The 23,564-nt window shown below is 40.3% G+C and carries 17 protein-coding genes; 10 read left to right on the top strand and 7 right to left on the bottom strand.

What is annotated here, in order from left to right; translation table 11 throughout:
• Nucleotides 1-49 precede the first annotated feature (49 nt).
• The 3 genes from WFY05_RS00540 to WFY05_RS00530 all read left to right on the top strand — a co-directional run bounded on the left by WFY05_RS00540 (nucleotide 50) and on the right by WFY05_RS00530 (nucleotide 3,040).
• The gene (locus tag WFY05_RS00540) at nucleotides 50-1,090 is read left to right on the top strand and encodes an aldo/keto reductase (protein ID WP_340110748.1); all 1,041 of its coding nucleotides are present in this window, start codon (nucleotides 50-52) and stop codon (nucleotides 1,088-1,090) included.
• 10 nt (nucleotides 1,091-1,100) lie between these two features.
• Entirely contained in the window at nucleotides 1,101-1,928 is an 828-nt protein-coding gene (locus WFY05_RS00535) for an amidohydrolase family protein (protein ID WP_340110747.1), read from the top strand.
• A gap of 95 nt (nucleotides 1,929-2,023) precedes the next feature.
• Nucleotides 2,024-3,040, top strand: a complete 1,017-nt coding sequence (locus WFY05_RS00530) for a zinc-binding alcohol dehydrogenase family protein (protein ID WP_340110746.1) — start codon at nucleotides 2,024-2,026, stop codon at nucleotides 3,038-3,040.
• A 207-nt stretch (nucleotides 3,041-3,247) separates the two neighbouring features.
• Here WFY05_RS00530 and WFY05_RS00525 read toward each other — a convergent pair whose 3' ends face one another.
• The 6 genes from WFY05_RS00525 to WFY05_RS00500 all read right to left on the bottom strand — a co-directional run bounded on the left by WFY05_RS00525 (nucleotide 3,248) and on the right by WFY05_RS00500 (nucleotide 10,565).
• On the bottom strand, nucleotides 3,248-3,850 hold the full coding sequence (locus WFY05_RS00525; RefSeq protein ID WP_340110745.1) for a nucleotidyltransferase family protein: 603 nt from the start codon (nucleotides 3,848-3,850) through the stop codon (nucleotides 3,248-3,250).
• The gene (locus WFY05_RS00520; protein WP_340110744.1) at nucleotides 3,843-4,853 is read right to left on the bottom strand and encodes an XdhC family protein; all 1,011 of its coding nucleotides are present in this window, start codon (nucleotides 4,851-4,853) and stop codon (nucleotides 3,843-3,845) included. Before WFY05_RS00520 ends, WFY05_RS00525 begins: the two co-directional genes overlap by 8 nt.
• 12 nt (nucleotides 4,854-4,865) lie before the next feature.
• The gene (locus WFY05_RS00515; RefSeq protein WP_340110743.1) at nucleotides 4,866-7,118 is read right to left on the bottom strand and encodes a xanthine dehydrogenase family protein molybdopterin-binding subunit; all 2,253 of its coding nucleotides are present in this window, start codon (nucleotides 7,116-7,118) and stop codon (nucleotides 4,866-4,868) included.
• Between the two features lie 29 nt (nucleotides 7,119-7,147).
• Nucleotides 7,148-7,603 carry a (2Fe-2S)-binding protein gene (locus WFY05_RS00510; RefSeq protein WP_340110742.1) on the bottom strand — a complete coding sequence of 152 codons (456 nt, stop codon included), beginning with the start codon at nucleotides 7,601-7,603 and terminating at the stop codon, nucleotides 7,148-7,150.
• Between the two features lie 223 nt (nucleotides 7,604-7,826).
• Nucleotides 7,827-8,357, bottom strand: coding sequence for a hypothetical protein (locus WFY05_RS00505; protein ID WP_340110741.1), 531 nt, complete (start codon nucleotides 8,355-8,357; stop codon nucleotides 7,827-7,829).
• 1,071 nt (nucleotides 8,358-9,428) lie between these two features.
• Nucleotides 9,429-10,565 carry a glycoside hydrolase family 18 protein gene (locus WFY05_RS00500; protein ID WP_340110740.1) on the bottom strand — a complete coding sequence of 379 codons (1,137 nt, stop codon included), beginning with the start codon at nucleotides 10,563-10,565 and terminating at the stop codon, nucleotides 9,429-9,431.
• Between the two features lie 250 nt (nucleotides 10,566-10,815).
• Between WFY05_RS00500 and WFY05_RS00495 the strand changes: the two genes are divergently transcribed.
• From WFY05_RS00495 to WFY05_RS00485, 3 genes are all read left to right on the top strand, one after another.
• A complete protein-coding gene (locus WFY05_RS00495; protein ID WP_340110739.1) occupies nucleotides 10,816-11,517 on the top strand; it encodes a TonB family protein in 702 nt (233 codons plus the stop codon).
• Between the two features lie 453 nt (nucleotides 11,518-11,970).
• A complete protein-coding gene (locus tag WFY05_RS00490; protein WP_340110738.1) occupies nucleotides 11,971-12,411 on the top strand; it encodes a hypothetical protein in 441 nt (146 codons plus the stop codon).
• A gap of 445 nt (nucleotides 12,412-12,856) precedes the next feature.
• Nucleotides 12,857-13,273, top strand: coding sequence for a hypothetical protein (locus WFY05_RS00485; protein ID WP_340110737.1), 417 nt, complete (start codon nucleotides 12,857-12,859; stop codon nucleotides 13,271-13,273).
• A 216-nt stretch (nucleotides 13,274-13,489) separates the two neighbouring features.
• Here the strand turns inward: WFY05_RS00485 and WFY05_RS00480 are convergent, their stop codons facing one another.
• Nucleotides 13,490-14,254 (bottom strand): hypothetical protein, encoded by a 765-nt coding sequence (locus WFY05_RS00480; RefSeq protein ID WP_340110736.1) that lies wholly within the window; start codon nucleotides 14,252-14,254, stop codon nucleotides 13,490-13,492.
• A gap of 461 nt (nucleotides 14,255-14,715) precedes the next feature.
• Here WFY05_RS00480 and WFY05_RS00475 point away from each other — a divergent pair, with 461 nt between their 5' ends.
• The 4 genes from WFY05_RS00475 (at nucleotide 14,716) to WFY05_RS00460 (ending at nucleotide 23,515) form a co-directional block, all read left to right on the top strand.
• Nucleotides 14,716-15,300, top strand: a complete 585-nt coding sequence (locus WFY05_RS00475) for a hypothetical protein (RefSeq protein ID WP_340110735.1) — start codon at nucleotides 14,716-14,718, stop codon at nucleotides 15,298-15,300.
• 99 nt (nucleotides 15,301-15,399) lie between these two features.
• On the top strand, nucleotides 15,400-15,849 hold the full coding sequence (locus WFY05_RS00470) for a hypothetical protein (protein ID WP_340110734.1): 450 nt from the start codon (nucleotides 15,400-15,402) through the stop codon (nucleotides 15,847-15,849).
• A gap of 1,365 nt (nucleotides 15,850-17,214) precedes the next feature.
• Entirely contained in the window at nucleotides 17,215-18,978 is a 1,764-nt protein-coding gene (locus WFY05_RS00465; protein ID WP_340110733.1) for a glycoside hydrolase family 43 protein, read from the top strand.
• 85 nt (nucleotides 18,979-19,063) lie between these two features.
• Nucleotides 19,064-23,515: a glycosyl hydrolase family 98 C-terminal domain-containing protein gene (locus WFY05_RS00460; protein ID WP_340110732.1), complete on the top strand. Its 4,452-nt coding sequence runs from the start codon at nucleotides 19,064-19,066 to the stop codon at nucleotides 23,513-23,515.
• Nucleotides 23,516-23,564: the final 49 nt, after the last annotated feature.

Below are 23,564 nucleotides of genomic sequence, written 5' to 3'. Positions count from 1 at the left end.
ACTCAATCTTTGAATAATTTAGCCATCCGAAAATAAGATCAGGCTCATTATGAATATAAAACCATTAGGTACTACCGAAATTAAATGCCCTTCCATTATTTACGGAACCAGTTATTTAGGAAATCTTTATCGCGAACTTTCGTGGGAGGAAAAAATTTCACTGATGCGTGAATGGTTCAGGGTTTCCGACGGAACGGTTATGATCGACAGTGCCGGTAAATACGGTGCCGGACTGGCACTTGAAGTTATTGGTAAAGGTTTGGCCGAACTCGGTGTTAAACCCGAAGAAATATCGATAAGTAATAAACTGGGTTGGTACCGTGTGCCTTTGGAAAACGACGAGCCCACATTTGAGCCGGGAGCCTGGGCAAATCTTGAAAATGACGCTGTCCAAAAGATCAGTTACGAAGGTATTCTGGAATGCTGGCAACAGGGTTGCGAATTGTTGGGGGGAACATTCAGGCCGGAAGTGGTTTCTGTTCACGATCCTGATGAATACCTGGATGCAGCTACCGATGCAACTGACCGTAAAAAGCGTTTGGATGATATTCTTGGTGCCTACAAAGCTTTATTTGAATTAAAAGAAAAAGGCGAAGTTAAAGCCGTTGGAATTGGATCGAAAGACTGGCTGGTCATTAAAGAATTGTACGGGCAGGTGAAATTCGATTGGGTGATGTTTGCCAATAAATTCACCATTTATCACCATCCAAAAGCTATTGTTGATTTTGTGAAGCAACTCGGAGAAGACGGGGTTGGAGTAATCAACTCAGCCATTTTTAATGCCGGATTTTTAACCGGTGGCGAGTATTTCGATTATCGTGTTGTCAGCCCTGAAAATCAGGAAGACAAACACCTGTTTGAATGGCGCGAAAAGTTTTTTTCGGTCTGCGGAAAGTTTGGTGTTTCACCCGGCGACGCTTGTTTGAAGTTTGCTTTGTCGGCACCCCAAATTCAGGCGGTGGCACTAAATCCGAGCAAGCCGAAACGAATGGCAAATAACAAAGCGTTGCTTGAAAAAGACTTTCCAAAAGAATTTTGGACCGAATTGAAAGCCGAAGGTATTATTGAACAAGATTATCCGTACTTATAAATTTCTGACTATGATTATTGACACACACCATCATTACTGGAATTACAACCCGGAAGATTTCGACTGGATCGACGATGATATGGCAAAGATCCGTCGCAGTTTTTTACCGGCCGATCTTAAAGAAACCTTGAAAGGAACCGGTGTTGAAGGAGTGGTTACAGTTCAGGCGCGTCAGAGTTTGGAGGAAACCGACTGGTTGTTGAAGCTGGCTGCCGAAAATGAATTTATGCGCGGCGTTGTTGGCTGGGTTCCGCTGGCTTCCGAAAATATTGGTGAGCTGCTGGATCAATACAGTCAAAACAATGAATTGAAAGCAGTTCGTCATGTGGTTCAGGGCGAACCGGATCCTGCCTTTATTCTTGGAAAAGATTTTAACCGTGGGATTTCGCTGCTTAAAAACCATAATCTGGTTTACGATATTCTGATCTTCGAACACCAGTTGGCCAATACGATCAGTTTTGTTGATGAACATCCCGATCAGCAGTTTGTACTCGACCACATTGCCAAGCCACGCATTAAGGCAAATGAGCTGGAGCCCTGGGCGAAATATCTATGGGAGCTGGCTGAACGTGAAAATGTAAGCTGTAAAATCAGTGGTATGGTCACTGAGGCCGATTTTAATTCCTGGACGGAAGAGCAGTTAAAACCTTATTTCGATGTGGTAATCCGGGCTTTTGGTCCCGAACGCATACTATTTGGGTCAGACTGGCCGGTGTGCCTGGTGGCCACTGAATATTCAGAATGGCTTAAGCTCGTAAAAAAGCAGTTGTCAAAATTCTCAAAGGAAGAACAAAAAATGATATTTCATAAAAATGCCGAAAAGGTATATCAACTTTAATAGGATGAAACGAGCAGGGTACTATTTTACCGCACTGGAGGATGAGTATCATGCGAGTTTCATGAGTCGCCATTAAAATAAACAATTATAGACGAATGAAAGCAATAGAGATAACAAAAGCAGGGGAGATGCAGGTGGTTGAACGCGATATGCCTCAACCGGCCGCAGGCGAAGTTTTGTTGAAATTAAAATACGTGGGCTTTTGTGGCTCCGATCTGAGTACCTACCTGGGAAAGAATCCGCTGGTACAGTATCCGCGAATTCCGGGACACGAGATATCTGCAGTAATTGAGGGAATTGGAACGGATGTGCCGGATAGTTTTGCCGTTGGTCAATCGGTAACGGTAGTTCCTTACACCAACTGCGGACGGTGTACTTCGTGCAAAAAGAAACGCTTTAATGCCTGTCGTGACAATCAGACTTTGGGCGTTCAGCGTGAGGGTGCTATGGCGGAATATATTGTTGTGCCGTGGCAAAAGGTACTAAAAGATGAATCCCTGAGTGATCTTCAACTGGCTTTGGTTGAACCGTTGACCGTTGGATTTCACGCGATTGATAATGGTCAGGTAACCGATATTGACACGGTAATGGTTTTTGGATGCGGAATGATCGGAAGTGGTGCCATTGTTCGGGCTAAACTTCGCGGAGCCACTGTTATTGCGGTTGATATTGATGACTCAAAACTGGAGGTTGCCAAAGAATTGGGAGCTATGTACATCATTAATTCAAAAGATCAGAACCTGCACGAAGAACTCGAAAAAATTACCAATGGTGATGGACCAACGGTAGTTATCGAAGCTGCCGGTAATCCGATAACCTACAAAGCGGCCATCGAAGAAGTAGCTTTTGCCGGACGTGTGGTTTGCATCGGTTACGCCGGTTCCGAAATTGAATTCTCAACCAAATTGTGGGTGCAAAAAGAATTGGAAATTATGGGCTCAAGAAATGCCAATCCAAGTGATTTTGAGGCCGTGATGAAATACCTGAGAGAAAGAGATCTGGATGAGAGTTTGCTGGTTTCAAGGATTGTTGATCCTGAAGATGCTCCCGAAACGATGAAAGAGTGGTCGGAAGCTCCGGGTAAGATCCTAAAGATTCTGGTGAAGTTTTAAAAGCTTATAAATATTAATCAGGCTATTCGTCATTCCGAATTTATTTCTGAATCTTTTTAAGCTAGAGATGCTGAAACAAGTTCAGCAGGACGATACATAGTGATAGGATTGTGTTTATAATTCACCCGGTAACTTTGAGTTATAACGAACAGTCACCCGGTGAAATACTTATTTAATCCTTTGCGCCTTAGCGCCTTCGCGAGAATTTTATTTTTTCGAATACTCAGCTAACAATTCCTGATAATCTTCCTGGCTATCCATATCCCTAAGAATTTTTCCTCCATCCATAAATTTAACCTGATCCCGATGTTTTGAGAGGATACTTTTAGCACCGTGTTTCCCTTTCAGTTCGAGGAGTTCTTCAAAATAAAGTCGATCGAAAATTGCAGGAACTCCTTCCCAACCTTCATCCGATTTTGAGGCGATGATCGAGTGTGTTTTATTGGAAAAAGAATCGATCAGTTTTTGAAGGTAAGTTGCGTTCATTAACGGTTGATCGACTAAGGTGAACAACACAGCTTTTGATTCAGGAAAATCACTCAGCATTTTTTGCAAACCTGAAGCAACCGAACTTCCCATTCCGCTTTCCCAATTTTTATTAATGACGACGTTTACCGGATATTTATTGATTACCGGGATGATCTTTTCGGTGTCAGAGCCCAGAACAACAAAGATTGGATTGCCGGTTTTTTGCAAGGTGAGAATCTGATGTTCGATCAGTGTAATTTCGCCCCACGAAAGAAGTTGTTTTGGCCGTCCCATTCTTACAGAACCGCCCGCTGCCAAAAGAATTATTGGAATGTTATCCATGAATCGAACCTTCCTTTTCGCGCAGGGAAACAGGTTTTTGTTGTCGAATCACACTTAATATTTCGGCCAGAATAGAAACCGAAATTTCTGATGCACTTTCAGCCCCGATATTTATTCCGGCCGGGCCGTGAATCTGATCCAGGAAATCGGTCGGAATATCGGGCATATAATCGAGTATCATGGAGAGCACACGTTCCCGGCGGCTAACCGAACCAAGCAACGCCAGATATGCCGGCTGCTTGTCTTTTAATGCCATCAGGTATTGCACATCTTTGTTAAAGCTGTGAGTCATAAGTACCACTGCCGTTTGTTCGTCGATGTTTAAAGCATCGATCTCAGCAAATGCAGGTGTTATCAGTTGATCCGCTCCGGGGAAATAATCACAGGATTTTTCTTCGTCGGGTGAGGCCACCACTGTAACCTGCCAGCCCAGTAAATTTGCAGCGTTGCTGAGTTCAATTGCATCATGTTCTGCGCCAAAAATAAATAGCCGGAACAACGGATCAAAGGTCTGTTTATATACCTGCGGAACACTTTTAGGTGCGAAACCTGGACGAAGCATATGTTTTTTTCCGTTCAGATGGATGATGGAACCCAGGTCTTCGAATACGCCAACTTCAGAATGAAAATAACTTTCTATTTCAAACGAAATTCTGCTTTCCAGTTGCTCCTCAAAATCCTGAAGTAATTCCTGTGAAAGTATAACTGGTTCGATCAGAATGGTGATGATGCCTTCACAACCGATCCGCAACCGACCATCATAGGTCATTATTTTTGCTTTGCCATTTAGAAATACACTTTCAGCCTGCCTGATGATCTCATTTTCCACGCATCCTCCACTAACAGCTCCTTCCGTTTTTCCATCTTCAGCAATAATCATTCGAACGCCGGGTCTGCGGTATGAAGTTCCATCGAGGGCAACTACCGAAACAAAAACAGCTTTTTTACCCTGCTTTTGCCAGGTGTCCAACGTTTCGAAGAGTAGTTTAAGTTCGTGCGTCATTTTGGTTTCTGTTTAAACTTCAAACGTGTTTTTTATAAAAGGCTGATGATAATAGCGCGTTCCGGTGGCTTTGTACAAAGCATTTGCCAGTGCAGCCATCACCGGAGGATAAGGCGGCTCACCCAATCCTGTTGGATGAATATCATTTTCAACAAAGTGAACATCTATTTTTTTCGGTGCCTCGGCATGTCGGATCAAACGGTAGCCATCGAAATTGTTTTGTTCGGGCTCGCCGTTGTTAAATGTAATTTCGCCGTACATGGCCGTGCCTATTCCGTCCACCACCGAACCTTCCGTCATATTTACGGCTGCATCGGGGTTGATAACAATACCACAATCAACGGCATTGTACACCCGATCGACTCTGGGTTCTCCGTTCTCCATTACAATGTCGAGTACCTGTGCCACATAACTGCGGTGACAAAAATACGCCGAAACACCGCGGTTTTTGCCTGCTGAATCCGTATCCCAGCCTGATTTCTCGCGGACGAGTTCAAGTACGCCGGCGTAGCGTGCGGCATCGTAATCATTGTTTTCACCTACCGGATTTTCCTGTGCCTTTTTCAACAAATCGAGACGGAATTGAATGGGATCGACCTGCATTTCTTCGGCAAGCTCATCGAGGAACGACTGTTCGGCAGCGGCATTAAAATTGCTGCCCGGTGCTCGGAATGCACCTACACTGATGTTTGATTCGATGGACCAGCTTTCTGCCAGGTAATTGTCGATAGCTCCGGCCGGGAAACGGTTGGCATGCAAAGCATTTTCAGGAATCCCGCCCATTTTTACGTGGAAGCCGATGAGTTGATTATTGGCATCCAGTGCAGCACGATAGATGGCGTGGTACATGGGGCGATAAATTCCAAATGTCATTTCGTCCTCGCGTGTGTATACTAATTTTACCGGCGCTTTCATTTTTTGTGAAATCACGGCCACCTCTGGCATAAAATGACCGTATAAACGGCGGCCAAATCCACCGCCCATGCGTGTCATTTGTACTTCCACCTTTTCGAGTGGCAAACCAAGGCGTTCAGCCACGGTTTTTTGCATGGGTTCAGGAGATTGAATGGGACCTACCAACTTAGCACTATCGTCTTTGACAACAGCAAAAAAGTTCATTGGTTCCATGGGACTATGTGCCAGAAACGGGGCAGTATAAGTTCGTTCAATAATTTTAGCTGCCTTCTTAAATGCTCCTTCCGGATCGCCGTCTTTACGCACCACACGGGCATTTTTTGCAGCCTCAGCAATTATTTTCTTTTTGTGTCCGCTTGTACTTTCCAGTCCGCCAGGAACAGTTACATCGCGGTTGTTTCCTCCCCAGCCTGCGGCTTTATATGTCTGTTCCTCAAAAGGTTCCCATTCCACATTCAGCATGAGTTTGGCGGTCCAAACTTCCCAGGTGGTATTGCCCACCAGTGCCACTAGCTCGGAAAAAGAAGTAGTATCCGACCATTGCCGGGCATAATCATCCTTGTAAACTTTAATTGTGAAAACATCTTTGATTCCGGGCATCGATTTAACCTCATCCGCATTAAATGATTTTAGTTTCATGCCAAATGCCGGTGGGTGAACGAGCATTGCGGTCAGCATCCCGTCCACTTTATAATCGAGGCCGAATAGCGGCTTCCCGGTAACTATGTCAAGCCCGTCAACATTTTTTTGAGAATGACCGACGATCTTAAATTCATTCAGGTCTTTCAAATCCACTTCCTCAGGAACCGGAATTTCTGAAGCAGCTGAAGCAAATTCGCCATAACCGGCTTCTTTTCCACTGGTTCCATGGTAGATGGTTCCGCCTTTGGTTGTTAATTCATTTACCGGAACTTCCCAGGCCTGTGCAGCTGCTGTAAGCAGCATGAAACGAGCCGAAGCACCGGCCATCCTTAAAGCGGTGAAGGTGGTGCGGATGGAATCGCTTCCACCTGCAAGTTGCCGGGTATATTTTTTTGTATTTAGTGGTGCCTGTTCAACCAATACATTTTTCCAGTTAATATCCAGTTCTTCCGCCACGATCATTGGCATCGAAGTTTTAACGTTCTGTCCGATTTCCGGGTTAGGCGATAAAATAGTAGTCACACCGTTTTCGCCAATTTTCAGGTAAGCGTTTATCTCGAACCATTCGTCAGGAATGACCAAGCCTTTGGGTGCGTCGGTGCTACAACCCGATGCCAGCCAGTTAAATCCGATGAGTAATCCACCACCTGCAGCCAGCGAGCTTTTTAAAAATGAACGTCTGTTGTATGTTGTTTTAATACGTGTCATGTTTTACGATTTTAATTCAATGATGGATTTTATGATTTCGCAGCTGTTTTAATAGCGGATTTTATACGGGTGTAAGTTCCGCAGCGGCAAATGTTGCCGTTCATGGCAGTTTCAATTTCCTCATCGCTCGGATTCGGGTTTTCATTCAGTAGCCCTGCAGCCGACATAATCTGTCCCGACTGACAATAACCACATTGCGCTACATCGTGTTCGAGCCAGGCTTGTTGAACGGGATGATCACCATCTTCTGATAAACCTTCGATTGTAGTAATTTCTTTATCGCCCACCGAATCGACAAAAGTGATGCACGAACGTACTGCTTTACCGTCGAGATGAATGGTGCAGGCGCCGCACTGTGCAATACCGCAACCGTATTTGGTCCCCAACAGGTTTAAATGATCGCGAAGCACCCAAAGCATCGGGGTTGAGGGATCGACATCAACCTGGTATTCCTTTTTGTTGATTTTTAAGTTGTAAACTGCCATGTTTATTGTAGTTTTTAAATGTTATCCGATAAAATGCAATTGGTGTTGAAGCTTGAATATACAAAAAACAAAGTACTGTTAAAAAGGTTGGCTTAATTGATTGATAAATGCGGTTTTGAAAAAAGATGAAAATATAAACGGTGTTCTGCAGAAAAGAATCATTGACAATAAAATAAGAGTGAAACTGAGAAAGCACCTGAGCAGACTTTTAGATTATATCCGGTCAGAAGCTAACACGAAGCGTTATCCCGGGTTGGTAGTTTCGAAGTTGTCCGCAATAAAAAACATTTGGAGTTAACTCCAATCGCAGCAATTCAGCATTTCGAATTTCATTTATTCGGTTAATACGAGAAGCCCCGGTCATATACATCGAAAATCCTACAACTGTGGCGACGGATCCACCTACCAGCATTGTTGCAGCGGTTATGCCCCACACGTTTGAATTTCCGTTTGATGAATTGTTGTCAGTAATTGCTGCCCCTGCAAGAATTCCCAGAAGACCAACAATACCTCCTGTAAGAGCTGTAATTTCTCCATTCCGTTGGAGATTCAGGGATTTCTGATAATGCACGTGCAACTCTTCACGTGAAGCTTGCTTTAGGTTTTGTAATGAGTAAGTGCTTTGTGCTTTGCCTGAATAGGCTAACAGCAATAAAATCGAACCGATGATTAAATGTGTTTTTATAGTCGTTAATTTTTGGTTGACTATACAAGTTACAAAATAACAAGCTGATATTCGATGATTAATTGCCATCGATAGGATATAAAAACAGGACTTTGAAATATTCTTATTGAAATAATATTCTTATTGTTTAGTTTTCAAGTATTCTAAATTGATGATTAAACGGGTTTGACATGGTTACTTTTTAATGATTTGGAGTATTTAATTACAAGGAGTGCCTTTTTAACGGTTAAACCAAATAATTACCCTTGGTTGGTAGTACACATTCATATCGGAGGACGGGTTCCTCCTTTTTTTATGTCCAATCAGAAACTACCAATTTAGATCATACTTCCGGAAGAAGTCAGGTTTTACTTTTTGACTGATTTTAACTTTTGAAGATAGAAACTTACGGAAAACAACAAATATAGCAGCGTATTGGCGGCGATAAAAAAGTAACCTGATAATTTAAGAAACTCAATGTTTATATTTAAGGACAAATTAAACAATAGATGAAAAAACACACTGCTGGAAAAATAAAGCAGGACGGCTGTGTTAATCCATACGACAGGTTCTGTTGTTAACTTCTCTATTTTACCTTCTATCATGATTCGATGAAAAGTTATTATTGACAATATCACAATAAATATACTTTCGACTGCACGTGTTATGGGATATTCGTTCAAATTCTGGATGAAAATCGTATTCAGGATGCAATAAAATTCAAATAGCAGTGCTACTGTCCAAAACAATTTTTTTTTGATATAGGATTTCATCAGAAACCAATAAAACAATGCCCAAAGGAAGAATTCAATCATCACATAAAAATGAGAAATCCATATGGTTGTGCCTTTTAAAATGTAAATTATTATCTGAGAAGAAAATTCTGTAATAACTGCAAGACAGACCAATCCAAATATCACCTTCAAAGTATTATTTAAATGCTTATAAAAAAGCACTCCAACAAGGAAAGCCTGAGTTACGATAACAAGAGTAAGAATTTGGTGAAAACGCATTTCAAACTGATGAAAAATTAAACTTTAATAAATATCAAACTTAGTTCAAAAGGTAAGAATATTTTGTTATCTCCATCATCTTTTCTTGCCGTTATAAATAAAGCTTGCATTACAAGGTATCCTCCTGGTCAGAAAAAGTATGTCCGGTTTATTCCTGTCGAAGTGCCGGCATTGGAACAGGAATATTAAATTCGGTAGAACCTGCTCCAACTCCATCGGTGCAATTTGTTGCACAAACCTTTCTGGTCGATGGACACTCCGCAGCCCAAAACATGAATCCTAACATTCCGGTAGTTGTGCCTGCTCCGTTTGGCATTATTTTCGTAACATATTCACTTGTTGCAAGCTGTAACGAAGAACTAAAGTTTATACATTCAGGAATGTCTTTCCGATCATTTAAATAAAGTGCCCCCGTAAATTTGCAGGGTGCCAAAGGGGAAATGGGAGGATCATATTGTGGTTTCCCGTCTATGTGTTCATCCCAGTTTTCAATAGCACCGGAAGCCGAAGGTTGTCTGGCAGGAACCATGGCATTTGCATAATCCAAAACAGGATCTGAAGTGGTAAGCCACTCAGAAGTTGCCCGCTGGCAAATATCAATCAGCCACCTGTCGCCCGCGGCCAGGTCAATGGTCAACCGGGCAGCATGATTAGTACCTGTAGCATCGTAACCATGAACACTTCTGTATGCATCAATAAACGCCTGAAGTCCTTCCAGGTTTGGACTCCTTGCCTCTTCGTAATCAATTTCAATTCCAACACCAAGTTCTCGTGCAACAGCCGCTGCATTTAATCCCAGTTGCCAGGCATCCTCTTCAAGAGCAGCATTCCAGTCATCGGTGTAAGTGATGCCTCCTATAGACAGCATCACTCTGATCCCTTCGGCCTTGAAGTACTGAACAATAGCCGATGTCATTCCAACCGGAATTCCACCAATTGGATTGCCGGTGGTATTGTGTAACAATTCCATTGGATTGACAAAACTGAGTACGACAAGATTTACCGATGGAATACCGTCTCCTCTGTTAATGATCCAGTTGTTCTTGGCATCGAATTCATCAATATTACGAATGGTGCTCCAGGAGCAATAATCATTACCGGCGTGCCACACTCCGTAAACCTGAATCGGAGTAGGCTCTTGGTCCAAAATATAATCGGGTTCTGTTGTCTTGTCGGGTTTGCCTTTTTTTAGGTAAACTTCCGGTGTTAGCTCGCTTTTTTGGCAACCAATTGTTGACAGTATGATCCCGGAAAGTATCAATGCTGCTATTCTTAATATTTTCATGGCAGAAAGTATTGATTTGATAATTTAAGTTACGAAATAACATGTTGCAAGTCAATATTTAATGCAATGCTTTAACCAGTCAGGCAGGTCTTTTTTTAATATCTTGTTTTGAATACCGATTCTTCCATCCAATGCATTCTTAGGCAAATATTTTTTATTCATTGGGCTACATCAGAAAATGAAGCTTTGAAAGTCAACATTAAATGTAAAAGTCCGTATAAACTAGAGTAAACCAAAGGGGATTGAAGTCATGAAAGCAATAATATTGTGCATACTGTGCACATTTGCCGTAACCCTGGCACAAGGACAAATTTTTGGTAAATACATCATCGAGGAAGTCAATGTATCCCCACCTCAGTTTGTTGGAATAGTGACAGATGCCAATACATCCGGTAATGCCAGCATGGTTGCCTTTAATCAATACATGTCAGGTGAGATAAGGTATCCCCAACCAGCAATCGACAAGAGGATGCAGGGCACCGAAGTCATTCAATTTGTGGTAAATGAAAATGGCGAATTAATGGATTTTAACGTTGTCAGCAGCGTTTCTGAACTCATGGATGAAGTCGTAATTGAGGCCTTGAGATCTACCAACGGAAAATGGAATCCGGGCACCAACAACGATGAAAATGTGGCTATGGTTAAGCAAGTTACAGTGATATTTGCTCTGAGCCACAGACAGGATAACATGGTAGTAAATGAATTTAAAGAAACTGCAAGGATTCTTTTTAATAAAGGGAACCGGAAGTTTCTGGTAAAAGGACACCCAAAGAGAGCCTTAAGGTTTTACGATGCTGCCCTGAATTATTTGCCAAATGATCAGAGCCTTTTATTGATGAGAGGTTTATGTCAATTTCAATTGGGTAATATTGAAAGAGCAGAAGAAGATTGGTCGAGGTTGAAAGAGTTGGACGGTGTTGATGAATCGATCTATCAGTTGGTGGATATTTAGACAAAAGGATTGGATGCACCGGAAAAAGGTAGTTGTACTTCAATGTTTATTTAAATTAGTATTTAGCCAGTGGAATTAGATAGAACCTATTTTTTGTGATCGGTTTTATTCCTTGACGTAAAAAGAAAAGAGCCATTCAACAATAGCTCTTTTCGTCGTTAATTCCCAAAAACACAGATGGTAAGAACTACCATCTTCTTTAAAGGTAGTGATTCTACATCTTCATACACAGTTATATTTATCAATAATATCTATTCATTTTTGCATTTTGATTTATTTATCGGAAAAGTCCGGCAACATGGTGGGCAGCAAAAGATTCAAATAATTAAAAATTGACAGTGGTGTAAAATTGACAGAAATACTTTAAAATTATAATTGTACGCTTCATCATTAATAAGTTGACATTTGCATTAATCCGGAACTTGCAGTAGTTAAACTTTAAAATCAATTACCATGAAAAATCTAAAAATTTTAGCTGTATTTGTTTTTGTTTTTACTATTGTTAGTGCAAGTTATGCTCAAGGCAATAAGTTTACTGTTCCTGTACCTTATCCTTGGGATGAAAATTTAGTTCCGATCGATTGCATTGGACAATATACCGGTGAGGTTGTTATGAACATGACATTTTTTGCCACAGGTAAAGTCCTCAATAAAGCAAGCGGAGTAATCACAGATTTGGAAGGAAATGAATATACTGTAAAGAGTTTATTTAACTGTCATCTTTTTGTTCGTAATATTTCAGCTTCCGGTAACAGTAATCAGGTAATGACATTTCGGATTCGTGCCAAAGACACAGAGAAATTAGTTGCAACTGTTCATTTTACGTGGCACTATGAAGAATTTAATGGAGAAGGAGATGCTTCGTTTGTGAACGTTAAATCTGTTTGCCATTAGATTAATTTGATCAGTTATTAAAATAACAGTTATCTCTCATCCATTTGAGATTTTAAAGTTGGAAGAAGGTTTTCCATTTTTGGAATTCCTTCTTTCTTCTTTTATTGTTATCAGAAGTTCCTGCACTTGATTGCATGGATAATCAAAAGTAGAACAATGGCCACGATAAAGTAGCTTTCATAGGTTTGATTTTTAGGTTTTTATTTATGTTAAGAAGAATTGGGTAAGAATCAACTTTTTGTATTCAAGTTGGAACAATAAAATCACCTCTCTCAATTTTCTAATTCCAGAGATCTTAAAAACCTGATGAATCCAGTTTAAAACATCTTTAGGTCCCATTGATAAGAGTAGGGTAGTGTATAAGCAGAAAATGTAAAAACTTTGAGAAATTATATCCGTAAATGTTTACTGAAAACAATGCTACATCTTGAAAAGCAATTTAGTAATGAAAAAACTCGCTTATATATTGCTGGCTTTCTCGATGTTAAACGTACTTCAATCCTGCAAAACAACTAAGGAGGTATATGTGCCTTTAGCTGACTATTATTCTAAAGATTTTGATTACTTAATAGTACATACCCCAAATAATGTTTTTGAGCTTCATGATTATAAATTTCATTACCGGACATTGGAAGGTGTTTGTCAAGAACTCGGAAAGAGTAAGTCGGAGTCATACCATATTTACCTGAATACTGATATAGAATCTGATCCTTCAGAAAATGTTATAATTGAAAGAAAGGACATTCAAAGAGTTACTTACACTGCTGTAAATGAGCCTAATGTTTTGCCTGTTATAATTACATTTCTTCCTGTTGCGGGTTTGATAATTTTTGGATTAGTACAGGCAATTTTGGCTATATGAAATGGTAGTAAATCTCAAAGTTTGAGCACACAATTACGTAAAGAATAATTTCAAATAAAAAGTTTGGTTGAAGTCCTAAGTCAATGCATCCAATCCTTCATGGAAAATAGATACAACTGGAATTTGTGGAGAAATACTACGACCATCCATCCATTTCCGGGAGGAACAGTGGATGGATGGATAAGTAAGTATTCTAAATATTAAAAATACGATTCTTTAATTTTCAGGATTATGGCTTAATTCGTCCATCATTTTGAACATATATGCCCAAATGTCTGATACGGATTCCCGGAACTTAACCCGCATCTTTTCAGTTGCATCCTCACCTTTTGAATTTTCAACCATCTTCCATACACCATCACGATCGACATCCAGTGCAGCAAAATTTTTAAAAGGTGTTGTAACAAAATAATCAGGACTGTCAGGACCGCCACCGTTAACGCTATACCAGTATCCTCTTTCGTCACCCTCTGCTTTAGCTATTATGCCAGATATTTCATTAATTGTTTCTCTGAAAACAGTATTATTTTCCACCTGGAAAAATGTAACCCAAATTACACCCATTTCTGATGGTGCCGATCTACTTATATCCGGAATGTTTCTGGAAAACATGTCCACCGTACTTTCTATGTGAGGAATAATTTGATCAACCACGATTTGACGACATTCTTTTCCGGATTCATCACTTTTATCTAATTCAGCCCAATTGTCCATTCGTGATGAAAGTACATAAACAGAACCTTCTCCGTTATATCTTTTCCACATTGTCCAGGTCCATTCTCCTCCGTTTTCGAGGTAGCAAGTCTTCCAGGCTTTTATTCCATTTTCAAACTGTCTTTCATGTCCTGTTTTTATTGAAAATTCAATTGTTGAAAGAATAAATCTTTCCTGAGCCAGAACAACATTTGCAGTGATTAATCCTGCTGTTAGGAATACCAGCGACATAGTAACCCGAATCACTTTTTGTTTTAATAATTTCATTTTGTTCATTTTTTGATTAGTAAATTAAATAGTGAGAATTCTTTTGACTAATGATTTGCGGATATGTCTTTAAATCATCAATTAAAAACAAGATATAAACATCTTATTAACTACTAATGTTCATCTAATTGAAATCTTACAATAGTAAAAAGTGAATATCAGTGGAATTTTGCCTGGCATCATCGACTAAAATTCTTAGGAAAAATGTTGAATATATTCCAATATTTTCATGAAGTGTTAATTCATTCTCCAATGGATTTTATTGATATTTCTATATTTATAATGATTCTAAATCAGGCAGTTGGAATATAAGAATGAAACAATTATTATTTCACTGCGTAATTTATTCCACAATATATTACTCCTAGATCCAATCATTAAATCATGTTAAGACAACGTGTTGTATCTCTATACAGTTTTGTTGGATTAAGCCAGATTAGTATTAACCTAAAACTTTGATTATGAAAACTATTAAGAAATTATTTATTCTGGCTTTTTGTTTTGCTCTGTGCCTTGCGTGCTCTGATCTTGGTGATGAACTTACCGGTGACCTAAAAAGCGGTGAATTAGGATCTCATAAAGATGGTGACCTTAAGATGGTTACCGTACCATTTATAGTGAATTATTTAGGCACCTACATGCCACCTGGTGATAAATGTGGACCTGATGTTTTTAATGTAATTGTCGACGGAGTTGGTGATGGTACACATGTTGGGTGTTCAACCATTCACTTTGATTTTTGCATCCTTGGAGCTTCAGCTGACGGTGATTCTACCTACTATGGTGATACGTACGCATATATAGTCGCTGACAATGGGGATTCCCTATTTGTTTCCATTGAAGGCGCTGTAGTTGAGCCTCCATTAGAAGATCATCCTGATTATGTTGTTAATTATTGGAGAGATCCCTTTGAGATACTTGGTGGAACCGGTCGGTTTGAAGGAGCAACCGGAGGTGGATGGTCTGATGATTACAACAGTACTGAAGATAATTATTCGCATCATCACTGGGAAGGAACCATAACTATGGTAAAAGGTAAAAGATAATTCCCTATTCCTTAAAAGACGTTTATAAAATAAGAACTTAAAAATTTTTCCTCTTGAGTTCTGATATGCCAGGGATATTATTAATCAAAATCATTTATCATGAAATCTTTAATGTTGTTTATCGCAAGTTTTCTTGTGGTCATTGCTTTTTCAACAAATGTTGAAGGACAAGAAAAATCACAAAGAGCCTTTCAAGGTTGGTCGGTATCTACTTATTGGTCACCTATTTATTGTGATGGTGAAATGGTTGACTTCCTGGAAGGTGGAACGCTTAGGATTCACTATCTGTATCACTATGTACATGGTAAGTTTATGAAACAAATTGTTCAAATAAAAGGTGAAGTAACGAGTGATACGGGTGAAGTTTTTAAAATATCTGAACGAGATCTCTATTATCCTGATGATGAAACCATAACTGTATATTGGAAATATAATCTTAGAGGAAATTGGGGAACACATTACATAGGAGAATTGGCAGCCGATTATTTTACCGGTGAAATAGTGTGGATTGGAAAGTCTGTATGTCCGAATTACGACATGGATGAGTAAAAATCATTACTCTCTTAGATTCAAAAAACTTATTAAAGGATTCAGCTTAGTGTTGAGTCCTTTTTTATTGTTCTGGATTATTCAGCCAATATTAAGGTTGGTTTGATTGCTGCATGTATATTTTAAGATTATCTATCCGAAATCCTTAGTGGTAAGATGAATTTTTATTTATACACAAGGCCATGAAACAGTAACAGCTACTTTCATATTCATATCCTAAATGGGGGGAGATGTCTAGTGCAATTTTTAAATCAGATTTTAATTAGTAATATGAAGATCAGCATGTTGATTGAAATTATCTATTGAAAATTATTATCCAAACACATTGAAATATAAATAATTGTCACTATGTTTAGTACCGATTTTTTTAAAAGATTTTCAAACCCTAATTTTCAAACCATGACTGTAGTACTATGTATGGTGTGCTTTCTGGCAACTTGTTGGATCTTGTCAGGAGTTACCGGTAAAAAACAAGTGAAAAAATAGATTATTTCTGATTTTGTAGTTGTAAGGAATGCATTTTGTAACTTTTGCATAATGGAGTTGCTATGTTTCAGAGGTTTCTTAACTAAAATTAGGAACCGTGGAAAAACCTAGCAAGAAGAAAACTTCGTTTAGGGGAGTAGAAGAAAATAATACGAGTATTTAATTCTATACCTAAAGCCTTGATATGAATATATTGTAGGAGGTTCTTACTTTGGTTTTATTGGGTCTAGGAATCAGTTGAAATAGATGATAGTGCACTCAAGATGTTTCGCTTGATAATATAAAAAAGAACTAAACTCTCGCTTAATGCCTTGATATGCAGATCTCTATGCCGATACTCGAGCCTTGGGCCACCTACTTAGTACTTAGGTGACATATTCAACATCCTTCCTGGTATAAAGTTAATCATTACCTTTTATATATTCATTGGGGTATGTTCGATCGTTATTTAATTATTCGGAATAAATTCTTCCAATATCAAAGAATTATTGTGCGATCAGAATCCTCCTCAACTGGTTTAAAGCACATTACTATATTTTGATAATGAACTGTAGTATATTACAGCATAAACGCTACCAGCTTTGTTGAGTAACGTTTTATTTCTTACTCAGCCATCAAACAATTCTACGACCTTACTAGATTTCACACGAAATATTTGAAATTGAAAATATATTATCTGTAATCACAAACATGACAGATAGCTTAATATTACTTTTATGCTGAACTAAAACCAATGAATATGAAGAAGCTAAAATTTATAATAATACCTCTACTACTACTTTTTAATTCAATTATTCTATTAAGCAGATAAGTAACAAAGACGATGTTGCTGTCAAAAGTTATCCGTTAAAATAACAAACGAAATAGATAAAAAAAGAAATGAAGAAAAGAATTTTAAGACTTGATTTAGAACTCAGTATAACTGTGTTGGCCATCCTGTTTTCAATAAAAGGATACAGTAACCAGCCGGCTACGAAGTCCAAATCTTCAAATAGTCCTGTGTTCTCTGAATTTATTTATCAGGGATTGGATGATGTTTATAATAATTACCCGCTGAAAGCTGATGAGTTTTACAATCCCATTTTGCAAGGTTGCTACCCCGACCCGGCGATTACCCGAAAAGGCGACGACTATTATATGGTATGTTCGTCTTTTGCTATGTTTCCTGGAGTGCCCATATTTCATTCAAAAGACCTCGTTAACTGGACCGATCTAGGCGGTGTGCTCAATCGCCCGTCGCAGCTCGATGTTCACAATTGTGGAATTAGCTCCGGCGTATATGCTCCCGGTATTACCTATAATCCGCACAACGATACTTTCTACATGATTACCACTGCATTTACCGGTGGTTTGGGAAACATCATCGTAAAAACCAAAGACCCTTTGAAGAAAGAATGGAGTGATCCGATAAAGTTACAGTTTGATGGTATCGACCCGTCGATTTTCTTTGATGATGACGGAAAAGCCTATGTGGTACACAACGATGCTCCCGACAAAGGAAAAGCACTTTACAACGGTCATCGGGTGATAAAAGTTTGGGAGTACGATGTGGAAAACGATCAGGTGATTCACGGAACCGACAAGATCATTGTGAATGGAGGAGTCGACCTTTCTAAAAAACCTATTTGGATTGAAGCGCCACATCTGTATAAAAAAGACGGTAAGTATTATTTGATGTGCGCCGAAGGAGGTACAGGAGGCTGGCACAGTGAGGTGATCTTTATTGGCGATAATCCCAAAGGACCTTTTACACCGGCACCGAGCAATCCCATTCTTACGCAGCGGTATTTCCCACAAGAAAGGGCTAATAAAGTAGATTGGGCTGGACATGCCGATGTGGTCGAAGGACCTGATGGCAAATATTACGGTGTTTTTCTGGCTGTTCGGCCTAACGAAGAACAGCGTGTAAATACAGGGCGTGAGACTTTTATTTTACCTGTCGACTGGTCTGGTACCTTTCCTGTGTTCGAGAATGGTCTCGTTCCGATGGAAACCAAGCTTAAAATGCCACAAGGGGTAGAAAATAAAACCGGGAAAGACGGTTTCTTCCCGAATGGTAATTTTACTTACGAGGAGGATTTTTCTTCAAAACAACTGGATTACCGGTGGATTGGATTGAGAGGACCGCGTGAAGCCTTTATCGAAAAAGCTAAGAACGGCATCCAGATTCAACCATTCGATACCAACATTAAAGAGATGAAACCCACATCTACTTTATTTTACCGTCAGATGCACAAAAACTTTTCATTTGGGGCAAGCATTGACTATGTGCCTAAATCGGAGAAAGATCTGGCGGGTCTGACCTGTTTGCAAAATGAATATTCCAATTATGTTTTTGGTATCACAAAAAAAGGAGATGAATACTTTGTTGTTTTAGAAAGAAATGCGGGCTCAAGAGTAAGAAGGCAATACAATTCAGAAATTTTGGCAAGTACAAAAATAACGCTTGACAATCCGCTGAGATTAAAGGTGGAAGCGAAAGGAGACGCCTACCAGTTTTCATATTCAACCAACGATACCGACTTTGTGAATTTGGGCGGTACGGTTTCAGGAGATATTCTTTCAACCGATGTAGCCGGTGGTTTTACCGGGTGTTTGCTTGGTTTGTACGCCACTTCGGCAAACGATGTTGTTCCGCAGTAACGAACGGAAATTTATTTATTGAATAAACTTTTAATAGGGCAGGAAATTGATGAAATATCGGGTACTGCCATCGACTATCTAATTTATGAAACACGACTATCAATCATTTGGCAAAATCCGGTTTTACGGAAAGCTTATACTATTATTTTTATTCCTGATCGCCTTTCAGATTTCGTTAGAAGCGCAATCAAGTAATCCGTTAAGGCGTCCTGTATCGTCCGATCAGCCAATGTGGCTGGTGCATATTGATACATGGAATTATGCAGATCCTCAAAAAATCATCGACCTGATTCCGGAAGACATTCGCCCGTTTGTAGTAATGAATATCGCGTTGTCGATCAGTCATGATGACAACGACCGTTTCAAAGTGGCGGAGTATGGCTTCGAAATTGCCAAATCGTGGCTGCGGACTTGTGCCCAAAATCAAATGTGGGCAGTGGTTCAAATTGCCAGTGGTGGTTATGCACAATTCACCGACTTTGATTTGACGGTTTATGAAGAATTATACCAGGAGTTTCCTAATCTCATCGGCTTTAGTTATGCCGAGCAGTTTTGGGGATTTGGCGACTCTGAATCTCAATTTTCACCTACCTGGCCCGAACGTATTACGCACTTCGCCAACCTGTTGGAACTGAGCAATAAGTACGGAGGTTATTTGGTGGTAAGTTGGTGCGGAAATCAGTGGAGTGCGAATATCAATCCGATTGCCATGCTGAAGCGTATTCCGAAATTTGCAGAAGCTTCAAGCAAGTACACCGAAAACTATATTTTGTGCGAGAAATATACCCAGCAATCCTATATTTCAGACATGGAAAGTATCTGTTTGGGTACCTATCTTTCAGGATTCTGCGGACAATACGGGATACGCTACGACGATACCGGCTGGACGGATCAGAACGGGGAACATGAAAACTTTACTTTGGCAACCGGTGGGGCTGCTCACCTTGAGCATATCATGCTAACCGGTCAAACCGTTATTGATGCACCTGAATTAATCTGGACACAGTGTTTTCGCGAACTCAATCCGGCCGGAACTACCGATGGCTACACCGAACGACGATGGGATACTTTCCGGCAATTTGACAATTTTAGCATCGATCTATTCCGAAAAGTTTTAGACGGAACAGTACGGATTCCAAGTCGTCAGGAAGTGATTGACCGCACAAAAGTAGTCGTAGTGAATGATCAAAACTCCGGTAATTCTGATGAGGTTTACAGTTCGCCCGAAACGCTGTTTGAAGGACTTTACCGCATGCCGGGCGACGGTAACTTAAGAGACAACAAAACCTTTTTTAAGAAGACGGGGCGCTATCCAACAATTCCAACGGTTTACCAACTGGAAGATGCCGCAGCCAACTCTTTTGAGGTAGAAGTAAATACAACAGATTATTCAAGTCGTTGGCCGAATATCTCCAGCAAGGTAAATGAATTGAATAACCTTTTTCCTGAAGAATACACAGGCGATATTTATGCAGGCCGACATGAAAACGGTTGGGTTACCTACAATCCTTATAAAACAGGGCAGACTGCCAGCGGAAGCATTCCGTTCAAATACAACACCTGCGAACGTGTTGAACTGACTTACGAACAATACACTTCCGGGGTGATGAAAGAATATGCCGATCACCTGACTTTTTACCTGACCAATTACGATGAGCGCAGCCCTTCAACGCTTAAAACCGATGTAATTAAAATTTACGGAAGTTCATCTAAACCCACTTTTAGTTATACCGACAGAGCCAACCATGCGCCGAGCTCGGTAAACGAAAACTGGGCCGATGGAGTTTATACACTTACCGTTCAGCATAATGGGCCGCTCGATATTACGGTTAACTGTTCTGGTTCTGCCACCGAACGCTTAACATCATTTACTACGGCCGCAATTGCAACGCCTAAAAAACCGGCACTTTATACCGGACCACGGCAATACGAAGCAGAGTGCTTCGACTACAAAAACATTAACAGAATTATTAAAGGAGGATACAATTATAGTATCCGAAACTACACCGGACAAGGATATTTGCAGCTTGGAACAAGATCATCTGCAGGAGTACGAGATACGGTAACAACTTTGCGTGCAGGAAAGTATAAGCTGATAACTAAATATTCGGTATCAGGTGGCGATGTTAATACATTGGACCTGTATGTCAACGGCACGAAAATAAGTACGCCAACTTTTACAAAAACCGCAACAGAAAGCGATTGGGCATATTTAGAACAAACAGTTGAATTATCGGCCGGAAAAAATGCAATTGAATTTAGAGCCAATGCCGGCAGTTCGTACAGTTTGAATTTCGATAACTTCGTTATTACCCAGGGAGAAAACAATGGCGTTTATCATTTTGAAAACGACCAATCATCTTCAGCGGCTGCTACTCCGCCAGCCGAACTTGTTACAATTCAGAGTGGAAGTGCAGGAGTTGTTGCCTACACCAACAGTACCGACGAAACGACAAACGCTTTCAAAGCCTATTCTTCAGGAGAAACAAATGGCACTGGAGTAGTTGATTTGGATATGTTTCCGGAAACGGCTGATAATTATTCGGTTACCTGGAAAGAATATTACGACACGGCAGGAGGTCAAAAAGGTGTATTATTAAGGGGAAACAATGAATGGAGCGCCTATGCAGACGGAATGAAACAGGGGTACTTATTTACAGTACTAAATAATGAGGATAATACTGTAACATTAGAATCGAATGTTGCGAATGCCGGAGGTTTGCTTGCAAAAACTTCCTATACATCCGGTTTCGCTGTACTACCCGGAGAGCCTTGCTGGTACCGGGCTACAGTTGTTGACAATCAGATGGTTTTTGAATGCTCAAAAGATAGTCTGAACTGGGAAGGCGGCGATGTAACAGCTTTCACAGATGATAATTATTCATTAGGCTCAACTCAATTGGTTTGGGGCTTTAATACCGATAATTTCTCGTGGGTGATGGATAACATTCGATACTCGACAGGAAATTTATCCGTCTCAAAAGTAGAGCTTGTAGCTTTCAGATACGAGGAGGGAAAAGGACCATCGAGCAGCCAGTCATTCAGTGTTTCTGGTAGTTCACTTACTGGTGATATTTTGATTACTTCCCCGGCGGGTTTTGAGATTTCTTTATCAGAAACCACAGGTTATGAGTCATCATTAACACTAACTCCGGCGAACGGTGAAGTGGCTATGCAAACAGTATACGCAAGAATGAAGTCCGGATTGTCTGTGGGAACAAGAAGTGGAGATATCCGGATAAGCTCTGAAGCCGTTTCGGTCCGCTTATTAAGCATTAATGGAGAAGTGTCACCGCCGCCAACTTCTGTATTATATGATTTCTCAAATGATATGGCGACAACAATTGCCCAAACACCGCCCGCAGAAAATACGGCTATCCCGTTAAGTAACGGTGCTACTGCGGGGGTAGTTTCATACACCGATGCCAATGGTTTAACAAGTAATGCCTTAAAACCGTATAGTGGGGGTAACCGAAATGCAACCGGGGCTATTGATTTGAATTTATTCTCGCAAACGGGAACTGACTATTCCGTAACCTGGAAACAGAGTGTTGGTTCTTCGGGCACTGACTACAAAGTCGGAATGCTGATGAGAGGTGATGTCGACAATCGAGGCAGCGCATCAACCGGTTACGTTCAGGGATTAATGGAAGGTTATGTTTTGCTGGTGTATACTGCAGGCGGTTCCAGTCATTCCGAGTTCCGGATTTATAAGTCTACGTCGGGCTTTAATACCTTGAATGTACTTGTTAATCAAAGAGCCAATGCTTTGGTACCGGCAGCCGGACAACCGATTTGGTACCGGGCATCTGTTGCGGGAACTTCACCGGTTTCGTTGAAAATAGAGTATTCAAAAGACAGTATTACGTGGGAAACCGGCGCCGCTGTAACTGATGCATCATCAGTATTTACTTCCGGCGCTACCCAATTGCTTTGGGGACTGGGGGTTGGAAATGTGGATTTCTATGTCGATAATATTGAATTTTATGGGCTTGACGAAGATTCAGGTAACCTGAAGGATTTAATTGTTGTGTCTCCTTCTGACTTGAGTGGATTTAGTTACGAGAGGGGAGCGGGACCTTCTTCAGCTCAATTCTTTTCGATATCAGCAAGCGATTTAAGCGACGATATTGAGTTGAGTGTGTCGGAGAACTATGAGATTTCACTAAATATTGACGGCACGTATTCATCGTCTTTATCACTCTCACCTGAGGGCAATCTTCTCAATGAAACAACGGTATATATTCGTCTGAAATCCGGATTGGATGCCGGTTATTATAATGGTGAAATAGCTATTTCATCACCTGGTTTGTCAAATAAATATATTGCTCTTTCCGGAACAGTGGAAATGTCGACTGGAATCGGGGATATGCACGGTGGTTCTTCTACCACAGTTGTGTCAACAGGGTACTATACCTTGATGGGACAGCGCTTACGTAATAAACCTCGGACAAGCGGAATCTATATTATACGTAAACTCTTGTCTGACAATTCAATTGTTGTATCGAAAGAATGGATAGACGTTTACAGGAAATAATTTAGGACAGAATAAAGAAATGCACTGATCCTTTCAATTGATGAGAACG

Source organism: Maribellus mangrovi (genome assembly GCF_037646455.1).
Classification (GTDB): Bacteria; Bacteroidota; Bacteroidia; order Bacteroidales; family Prolixibacteraceae; genus Draconibacterium; species Draconibacterium mangrovi_A.
This window is presented reverse-complemented; position numbering and strand designations above follow the sequence as displayed.

What these genes read in the sequence shown, in the direction of transcription:
- WFY05_RS00540 (WP_340110748.1), top strand. Translation starts at nt 50, where the DNA reads ATGAATATAAAACCATTAGGTACTACCGAAATTAAATGCCCTTCCATT.
- WFY05_RS00535 (WP_340110747.1), top strand. Translation starts at nt 1,101, where the DNA reads ATGATTATTGACACACACCATCATTACTGGAATTACAACCCGGAAGAT.
- WFY05_RS00530 (WP_340110746.1), top strand. Translation starts at nt 2,024, where the DNA reads ATGAAAGCAATAGAGATAACAAAAGCAGGGGAGATGCAGGTGGTTGAA.
- WFY05_RS00525 (WP_340110745.1), bottom strand. Translation starts at nt 3,850, where the DNA reads ATGGATAACATTCCAATAATTCTTTTGGCAGCGGGCGGTTCTGTAAGA.
- WFY05_RS00520 (WP_340110744.1), bottom strand. Translation starts at nt 4,853, where the DNA reads ATGACGCACGAACTTAAACTACTCTTCGAAACGTTGGACACCTGGCAA.
- WFY05_RS00515 (WP_340110743.1), bottom strand. Translation starts at nt 7,118, where the DNA reads ATGACACGTATTAAAACAACATACAACAGACGTTCATTTTTAAAAAGC.
- WFY05_RS00510 (WP_340110742.1), bottom strand. Translation starts at nt 7,603, where the DNA reads ATGGCAGTTTACAACTTAAAAATCAACAAAAAGGAATACCAGGTTGAT.
- WFY05_RS00505 (WP_340110741.1), bottom strand. Translation starts at nt 8,357, where the DNA reads ATGGCAATTAATCATCGAATATCAGCTTGTTATTTTGTAACTTGTATA.
- WFY05_RS00500 (WP_340110740.1), bottom strand. Translation starts at nt 10,565, where the DNA reads ATGAAAATATTAAGAATAGCAGCATTGATACTTTCCGGGATCATACTG.
- WFY05_RS00495 (WP_340110739.1), top strand. Translation starts at nt 10,816, where the DNA reads ATGAAAGCAATAATATTGTGCATACTGTGCACATTTGCCGTAACCCTG.
- WFY05_RS00490 (WP_340110738.1), top strand. Translation starts at nt 11,971, where the DNA reads ATGAAAAATCTAAAAATTTTAGCTGTATTTGTTTTTGTTTTTACTATT.
- WFY05_RS00485 (WP_340110737.1), top strand. Translation starts at nt 12,857, where the DNA reads ATGAAAAAACTCGCTTATATATTGCTGGCTTTCTCGATGTTAAACGTA.
- WFY05_RS00480 (WP_340110736.1), bottom strand. Translation starts at nt 14,254, where the DNA reads ATGAAATTATTAAAACAAAAAGTGATTCGGGTTACTATGTCGCTGGTA.
- WFY05_RS00475 (WP_340110735.1), top strand. Translation starts at nt 14,716, where the DNA reads ATGAAAACTATTAAGAAATTATTTATTCTGGCTTTTTGTTTTGCTCTG.
- WFY05_RS00470 (WP_340110734.1), top strand. Translation starts at nt 15,400, where the DNA reads ATGAAATCTTTAATGTTGTTTATCGCAAGTTTTCTTGTGGTCATTGCT.
- WFY05_RS00465 (WP_340110733.1), top strand. Translation starts at nt 17,215, where the DNA reads ATGAAGAAAAGAATTTTAAGACTTGATTTAGAACTCAGTATAACTGTG.
- WFY05_RS00460 (WP_340110732.1), top strand. Translation starts at nt 19,064, where the DNA reads ATGAAACACGACTATCAATCATTTGGCAAAATCCGGTTTTACGGAAAG.